This is a genomic window from Mesorhizobium sp. M4A.F.Ca.ET.050.02.1.1 (assembly GCF_003997725.1).
GTDB lineage: Bacteria > Pseudomonadota > Alphaproteobacteria > Rhizobiales > Rhizobiaceae > Mesorhizobium.
In genome coordinates this window covers 1-6820 of record NZ_RZSG01000291.1, presented here as the reverse complement: position 1 = coordinate 6820, position 6820 = coordinate 1, and the positions used below count along the sequence as shown (strand labels likewise).

Genomic DNA, 6820 nt, shown 5'->3' with positions numbered 1-6820 from the left:
GTCGAGCGGATTGGCAGTCGGATCGGGAATGATGCGCGCGGCGGTGCCGGGTAGACCCTGCAGCGCGTCCTTCCACAGATTGAGCGCCGCTTCCTCGCGCCGACGTATGCCGGCATGGTCGCGCTTCTCCCAGGCTTCCAGCGCCGCCATCGTGCCGGCGATGCTCTCCTTGCCGACCTTCATGGCTCGCGCAACACCGCGGTTCTGCAAATAGGCCGTGCGCACCAGATTCTTGCGGCCGGTGACGATGCCGCTGGTCGGGCCCGAGAGGAATTTGTGACCGCTGTAAACGACGATGTCGGCGCCACGCGCCAGGAAGCTGCGCAGATCGTATTCGGAAGCGGCGTCCACGATCACCGGCACGCCCTTGGCGTGGCAGATATCGCAGAACTCCTCCAGCGACAGCATGCCGTACTGCACGGTGTGATGGGCGACGACGTAGAGGGCGGCCGCCGTGCGCTCGTTGATCGCCTCGCGCACATGATAGTCCTGCGTGACGCTGACGGTGCCCGCCGGGACGACCCTTGCGCCGGCCACCCGGATCGACTGGTCGATCGGCGCGCCGTAGTTGACGATGTGGCCGAGCTGGATAACGACCTCCGACTTGAGGCCCTCGGTGTCGTCGGGCAGCCGCTCGATCGCCAGAAGGTTGGTGCCGGTCATCGCGCCGGCGATCGCCATTGTGATGCCTGAGGCGCAGCAGGCGGTGATGAAGCCGGCTTCGCCGCCGGTCAGCCGCGTGATGACCGTGCTGGCAGCGCGCTGCAGGTCGTCCATCTCCACCCATTGCGAGGCGATCTCGGCCATCGCGGCGATCGCTTCCGGAACGATGATCGAGGCGCCGAGCGTCGTCATCGTGCCGGAGACGTTGATGATCGGGCGCAGGCCGAGACGTTCGCGGATTGTCATGTTGGAGATCGTCATCTCTGGAATCCCATCTTGAAAAGACCTCAGGCGGCGATTTCGACCACCGCCTCGATTTCGACCGTGATGTTGCCCGGCAGCGAGCCGACGCCGATCGCCGAGCGCGCGTGCCCGCCGATCCTATCAAAGACGTTGGCGAAAAGATCGGAGCAGCCATTCACCACCTTCGGGTGGTCGCTAAAGGTCGGCGTGGCGTTGACGAAGCCGAGCAGCTTGACGACGCGCACGATGCGGCCGAGGTCGCCGGCGGCCGCATGCATGACAGCCAGCAGGTTAAGCCCGGTGAGGCGGGCATGCTGATAGGCCTCCTCGACGGTGACATCCTCGCCGACCTTGCCGGTGCAGAGCGTACCGTCGGACCGCAGGGGCCCCTGTCCGGAAAGGAAGATCAGCCGGCCGGCCTCGGCATGGGTGACGAAGTTGGCGATGGGCGTCGGCGGCTCGGGCAGCTGGAGGCCGAGTTCGGCGAGCCGGATGTAAGGCGTCATGTATTCTCCTTGCGGCGGCTCTTTGTTCTACGCAACTCCAGACGGAAAACCGCTTACACTTTTCCTGGAGTTGCTTTGGGTCGCTGCCCGATGTCAGAACTGCGAGGCGCGGAAGCGCGCCAGGAAGCTGCGGAGGCGCTCGTTGGAGGTCTCCGCCGCCAGGATCTCCTTCGGCGGGCCAACGGCGCTGACACCGCCATCGGCCATGAAGACGATGCGGCTCGAAGCGTCGCGGGCGAAGGCCATCTCATGCGTCACCATCAGCATGGTCATGCCGTCCTCGGCGAGCCTGCGCACGACGGCCAGCACTTCGCCGACCAGCTCCGGATCGAGCGCCGAGGTGATCTCGTCGAGAAGCAGGATCTTCGGATCCATCGCCACGGCGCGCGCAATGCCAACGCGCTGCTGCTGGCCGCCGGACAGTTCGGCCGGCAGGCTGTCGGCCTTGTGGGCGAGACCGACGCGGCCGAGCCAGTGCTCGGCAATGGTGCGCGCCTCGGCTTCGCTCTTCTTCCGCACTTTGGTGAGGCCGAGCATGATGTTGCCGGCCGCCGTCAGATGCGGGAACAGGTTGAAGCTCTGGAACACCATGCCGGTCTCGGCGCGCATGGCGGCGAGATCGCGCTCGCCGCGGCGCTGGCGCGTTCCAGTTTCGCGGTAGCCAACCTCTCTGCCGTCAATACGGATCGAGCCGCTGTCGTAGCTTTCGAGGAAGTTGACGCAGCGCAGCAGAGTGGTCTTGCCGCTGCCGGAGGGCCCGACGATGGTCACCACTTCGCCGCGCGCGACCTCGAGGCTGACGGAGCGGAGCACTTCGACGGGACCGAAGGCCTTGGAGACATCGCGGACTTCGAGCAGCGCGGGACTGGCGTTCGAGGCGTCGGACATCATGCTATTCCCTAATGAAGGAGAAGCGCCGTTCCAGCCGCCGGCTGGCGAGCGAAAGGGCGTAGTTGACCGCGAAGTAGACCAGCGCGCCGAGGATATAGAGCGGCATCGCTTCATAGGTGCGGCCGATGACCTGGTTGATCGCCTGCATCAGGTCGGTGATGCCGAGCAGCGAGACCAGCGCGCTGCCCTTGACCGCGTCGGTGACGCCATTGATCCAGGGCGGCAGGAAGCGCCTGAAGGCCTGCGGAAAGATGACGTAGGTCAGCTGCTGGCGGAAGGTCAGCCCGATCGCCATCGCCGCTTCGGACTGGCCCTTGGGGATTGAGGCGACGGCGCCGCGCAGATATTCGACGACCTGCGCCGTCTTGAACAGCGTGAGCGCCAGCACCGCGGCCCAGAAGGACTGCAGGTGAAGCCCGATCGCGGGCAGGCCGTAATAGACAAAGAACATCAACACCAAAATCGGGATGCCGCGGATGGTGTCGCTGAAGATGCGCACCGCCCAGCGCAGCGGGGCGGGGCCATAGACCAGGCCGACGCCGAGCGCGACACCGGCGATAAGCGAAAGCACCACGACCAGCAGCGACACCCACAGGGTGATGGCGAAGCCCTGGGCGAGGAACGGCACGGCGTAGAGGATCTGGCTCAGCATGTCAGCGTGCCGCCCTGAACCGGCGCTCGACGAGCCTGAGCGCGAAAAGCAGCGCATAGCCGGTCACCAGATACATGGCCGTGGTGACCAGGTAGACCTCGACGATGCGGAAGGTGTTGAAGTTGATCCACTGGGCGCCGTAGGTGAGCTCGGGCACCGAGATGACCGAGGCGATCGAGGTGTCCTTGAACAGCGAGATGAAGGTGTTGGAGAGCGCCGGCAGCGTGATGCGCAGCATCGTCGGCAGACGCACATGCAGCAGCCGCTGCCATGGGGTCAGGCCGATCGCCTTGCCGGCATCGAGTTGGCCGCGCGGCACGGCCTCGAGGCCGGAACGGAAGACTTCGACCAGGTAGGCGCCGCTATAGACCGACAGTGTCAGGACAAACGAGGTCGGCGCGCTGTAGGCGATATCGATCACAGTCGGCAGACCGTAGAAGACCAGATAGACCAGCAGGATCAGCGGCACGTTGCGGATGAACTCGACATAGGCGGCGATGATCGCCCGCACCGTGCGTCCGGCCGAAACGTACCAGACCGCCAGCACCAGCCCGATGACGATGCCGATGGCGATCGAGATGACGGCAAGCTCGAGACTGAGCAGCAGCCCGCCCCACAGCTTGTCGAAATGGCGCCAGATCAGGTTGAAATTGAGCGCGTAGCCCATATGCGTTGGCCTCAAAATATCCGGCGCGGCGCGAAGAGGCCGCGCCGCGCTGGGAGGGGATGGAAGGGTGCCGGAAACACCCTTTCCCCGAACGGCATCAGATGACCGGGAAGCCCGGATGACGCGCCGGCGGCTCCAGCCCGAAATAGTCCTTGAAGGCGGCGTCGTAGAGCGCCGTTTCGTGGCCGAACATGGCGATGGTGAAGGTCTGGTTGACAAAGGTCAGCCAGTCGAGATCGCCCTGCCGAAGCGCGGCGCCGTAGAGCATCGAGTACCAGCTCTTGCCGGCGTCGAAGTATTTGTCGGGATTGCGCGAGGCGAGCCAGCGCACAGTCGAGAGATCGACGGCGGCGGCGTCGACGCGCTTGGATTCCAGCGCCTGCAGCACGTTGGCCTGAGTGTCGATCTGCATCACCTGAGCCTGCGGCAGGGCGAAACGGACCGAGGTTTCGGCATCGACGTTCTGCAGGATCGAGACGCGGGTCGCCGAACCGGCGGCAAGCAATTTGTCGAAGGTCTTGTTTTCGGCTCCCGGCAAGGTCAGCAGGGCGACGCCTTCGACATAGTAGGGCCGCGAGAAGTTGATCAACTGCGAACGCTGGGCCGTCATGGTCATGAACTGGATGGTGATGTCCACCTTGTTGGTGGTAACGTTCGGAATGCGCTGCGCCGGGTCCTGCATGACGAACTCGACCTTGGTCGGATCGTCGAACAGGCCCTTGGCCAGGATCCGGCCCATGGTGATGTCCATGCCGACAAGCTCGCCGGCATCGTTCTCGAAATGCCAGGGCGCGTTGGTGCTGCCGGTGCCGACGATCAGCTTGCCGCGATCGAGCACCGTACGCAGCAAGCTGTCCGGCGCTGCCTGCGCGGCCGCCTTTTTCGCATCGACCGTCGCCGCCACGCTCATCACGCCGGCCGTTGCCAGTCCAGCCATTCCCAGTTTCAGAAATTCACGCCTTTTGGATGTGTCGTTCACGGCGACCTCCTTTCGTGTGTTCCCCTTTGCAGATACACGTGCATTCGATTTGATTGTCTCTTACAAAAGACACGTGTATCTTGTACAAGACAGATACTAGCACCGGAAATCAGCAATGCAAGATGGCAATGACGTCATGGATCGGCAGAGTCCGAACGAGGACAAGGTCTCACGCGAGAAAGGCCTCAACCGGGTGCTGGAGATCCTGGAGTACCTGCACACGACACAGCGCGCGATCGGCATCGGCGATCTCGCCAAGGGCGTGAACGCGCCGCGTTCGACCACCTATACGCTGGTGCGCTCGCTGGTCGACGCGGGGCTCCTGGAAATGGCCGGTGACGGCAACCGCGTCTATTTCGGCAAGAAGCTCTATCTCTATGGAATGGACTATGTGCGCGGCAACGACCTGCTGCGGAGGGGCCGCCAGGAGGTCGACAACCTGTCACAGGAGACGGGCGAGACATCCGAATTGTGCATGCTGCAGAGCGGCCGCTACACGATCATCCATTCCAGTCCCGGCACGAGGCCGTTCCGCATCAGCTCGGCCACCGGCCTGCAGATACCGCTCCCCTGGACCGCTTCCGGCAGGCTGCTGCTTGCGGGCTTCGAACGGGGCCGGATCGAAGCCATGATTACCGAGGGCGACCTCATTCTGCCGGACGGCCGCAAGCTCGAACTCGACGATTTCATCGACGACATCGGCAAGGCACGGGCCACGGGCTATTGCGTGACCTCAGGGCTCGTCGACGCCTACACCAAATGCCTGGCCGCGCCGGTTTTTTCGGCGCCGGGCAAGGTCGAGGCAACGATGTGCCTGGTCGTTCCGATAGACACATCCGAGGAGCGGACAGGCGAACTCATCGCCCTTCTGCGTGAGCGCGCGGCACGGCTGTCGATCGCGGCGTGAGCCGATCGGGCCGCGAGGCCCGGCCATCGGTCAGGCGATGATGTCGGGGATGATGCGATCTTCCAGCGCCATCAGCCGGTCCTTGAGGAAGAGTTTCTTCTTCTTCATGCGCTGAATCTGCAGGGGGTCGCAGCCGGTTGCGATCATCGCATTGATGGCGGCGTCGAAATCGGCGTGTTCCTGCTTCAGGCGGGAAAATTCGAGCCGGATCTCGGCCTGTTCCTGTTCGGACATTCTCTACCGTCTGCACGTCTGCGGCGCCCAAGAGATGGGCCTGATTGGGCGGGGCCGGTGGGGTTTTGCAACCGGCGCGCCGCTCATATCACATTTCACATTGTCGTGGAATGCTACCACAGGGTATTCGACATCGGGATTGGTTGGTGGCAAAGTGTCATCGTGCTGTCACAGATGCGGACTGGCGGTGGGCGCATTTTGGCGGCTGCAATCGAGGAAACCATGAAAGGGAGAACCAATCATGTCTCTTGCATCCCATCTTGATGAGTTGCAGCGGAAACACGGTGACATCGAACGCGAGCTCACCGATGCGATGAACCATCCATCGGTCGACGACCTCGAAATCGTGAATCTCAAGCGGCGCAAGCTGGCAATCAAGGACGAGATTGAAAAGCTGAAGGCGAAACCGACGACGCACTGACGCTCCTCTAACAAAAGCCGCGCCGCCTTCGGCGCGCGATCATCTTTCCGGTGGCAGTCCTGTCACCGGAGATGTTCTGTTTTTTGTCCCGACAGACGATCCGGTCGCTTCAGGCATGCGAATTGCGTGCATCGGGCGCCGTCTAGACTGCTCCCGCCATTCATCTCGACATGTGAATTGGCTCAGCAGTCGGCCACGGCGGTGCGCAACGGTCGCATCGCCGCCGCGCCGATTGCGGCTTTTCGCCCACCCATTGCCATTGACAAGCCATCTTTGCTCCTCCACCTCATGCCCGGACCCTTGAGCACGCTATGCTCTGAGCAAAAGGTGCCGGCATGACCGGATATTTTTCTTCCCCCTTCCCGCGCCGCGCATCGGTCGGCGTCGACGTTGGCGGCGTGATCGTCGGCGGCGGCGCGCCTGTCGTCGTGCAGTCGATGACCAACACCGACACTGCCGATGTCGATCAGACGGTCGCCCAGGTCGCGGCGCTGCACCGCGCCGGCTCCGAGATCGTGCGTATCACCGTCGACCGTGACGAAAGCGCCGCCGCCGTACCCGCCATCCGCGACCGGTTGGCGCGGCTCGGCATCAATGTGCCGCTGGTCGGCGATTTCCACTATATCGGCCACAAGCTGCTTGCTGACCATCCGGCCT

Annotated in this window: 10 protein-coding genes; 3 read left to right on the top strand and 7 right to left on the bottom strand. The window is 63.6% G+C overall.

Annotation, left to right across the window (positions count from 1 at the left end):
* The 6 genes from EOA33_RS19140 to EOA33_RS19115 all read right to left on the bottom strand — a co-directional run.
* Nucleotides 1-909 (bottom strand): aminotransferase class V-fold PLP-dependent enzyme (locus EOA33_RS19140; protein WP_245482373.1); only part of this gene is annotated, 909 nt, incomplete at its 3' end.
* A gap of 41 nt (nucleotides 910-950) precedes the next feature.
* The gene (locus tag EOA33_RS19135; RefSeq protein WP_126057928.1) at nucleotides 951-1412 is read right to left on the bottom strand and encodes a RidA family protein; all 462 of its coding nucleotides are present in this window, start codon (nucleotides 1410-1412) and stop codon (nucleotides 951-953) included.
* A 93-nt stretch (nucleotides 1413-1505) separates the two neighbouring features.
* The gene (locus tag EOA33_RS19130; protein ID WP_126059334.1) at nucleotides 1506-2300 is read right to left on the bottom strand and encodes an amino acid ABC transporter ATP-binding protein; all 795 of its coding nucleotides are present in this window, start codon (nucleotides 2298-2300) and stop codon (nucleotides 1506-1508) included.
* Nucleotides 2301-2304: 4 nt separating this feature from the next.
* A complete protein-coding gene (locus tag EOA33_RS19125; protein WP_126057929.1) occupies nucleotides 2305-2955 on the bottom strand; it encodes an amino acid ABC transporter permease in 651 nt (216 codons plus the stop codon).
* Between the two features lies 1 nt (nucleotide 2956).
* Nucleotides 2957-3622 (bottom strand): amino acid ABC transporter permease, encoded by a 666-nt coding sequence (locus EOA33_RS19120; RefSeq protein ID WP_126057930.1) that lies wholly within the window; start codon nucleotides 3620-3622, stop codon nucleotides 2957-2959.
* A gap of 97 nt (nucleotides 3623-3719) precedes the next feature.
* Nucleotides 3720-4601, bottom strand: a complete 882-nt coding sequence (locus EOA33_RS19115; RefSeq protein WP_126057931.1) for a transporter substrate-binding domain-containing protein — start codon at nucleotides 4599-4601, stop codon at nucleotides 3720-3722.
* A gap of 115 nt (nucleotides 4602-4716) precedes the next feature.
* On the opposite strand from EOA33_RS19115, the gene EOA33_RS19110 reads away from it, so the two are divergent.
* Nucleotides 4717-5508 carry an IclR family transcriptional regulator gene (locus EOA33_RS19110; protein WP_126057932.1) on the top strand — a complete coding sequence of 264 codons (792 nt, stop codon included), beginning with the start codon at nucleotides 4717-4719 and terminating at the stop codon, nucleotides 5506-5508.
* 30 nt (nucleotides 5509-5538) lie between these two features.
* Here EOA33_RS19110 and EOA33_RS19105 read toward each other — a convergent pair whose 3' ends face one another.
* The gene (locus tag EOA33_RS19105; protein WP_126057933.1) at nucleotides 5539-5742 is read right to left on the bottom strand and encodes a YdcH family protein; all 204 of its coding nucleotides are present in this window, start codon (nucleotides 5740-5742) and stop codon (nucleotides 5539-5541) included.
* Nucleotides 5743-5983: 241 nt separating this feature from the next.
* Between EOA33_RS19105 and EOA33_RS19100 the strand changes: the two genes are divergently transcribed.
* Both EOA33_RS19100 and EOA33_RS19095 read left to right on the top strand, forming a co-directional pair.
* Nucleotides 5984-6163: a YdcH family protein gene (locus EOA33_RS19100; protein WP_126057934.1), complete on the top strand. Its 180-nt coding sequence runs from the start codon at nucleotides 5984-5986 to the stop codon at nucleotides 6161-6163.
* 335 nt (nucleotides 6164-6498) lie between these two features.
* On the top strand, nucleotides 6499-6820 hold a 322-nt coding region (locus EOA33_RS19095; RefSeq protein WP_190234306.1), incomplete at its 3' end, for a flavodoxin-dependent (E)-4-hydroxy-3-methylbut-2-enyl-diphosphate synthase.

What these genes read in the sequence shown, in the direction of transcription:
- EOA33_RS19100 (WP_126057934.1), top strand. Translation starts at nt 5,984, where the DNA reads ATGTCTCTTGCATCCCATCTTGATGAGTTGCAGCGGAAACACGGTGAC.
- EOA33_RS19120 (WP_126057930.1), bottom strand. Translation starts at nt 3,622, where the DNA reads ATGGGCTACGCGCTCAATTTCAACCTGATCTGGCGCCATTTCGACAAG.
- EOA33_RS19130 (WP_126059334.1), bottom strand. Translation starts at nt 2,300, where the DNA reads ATGTCCGACGCCTCGAACGCCAGTCCCGCGCTGCTCGAAGTCCGCGAT.
- EOA33_RS19135 (WP_126057928.1), bottom strand. Translation starts at nt 1,412, where the DNA reads ATGACGCCTTACATCCGGCTCGCCGAACTCGGCCTCCAGCTGCCCGAG.
- EOA33_RS19105 (WP_126057933.1), bottom strand. Translation starts at nt 5,742, where the DNA reads ATGTCCGAACAGGAACAGGCCGAGATCCGGCTCGAATTTTCCCGCCTG.
- EOA33_RS19110 (WP_126057932.1), top strand. Translation starts at nt 4,717, where the DNA reads ATGCAAGATGGCAATGACGTCATGGATCGGCAGAGTCCGAACGAGGAC.
- EOA33_RS19125 (WP_126057929.1), bottom strand. Translation starts at nt 2,955, where the DNA reads ATGCTGAGCCAGATCCTCTACGCCGTGCCGTTCCTCGCCCAGGGCTTC.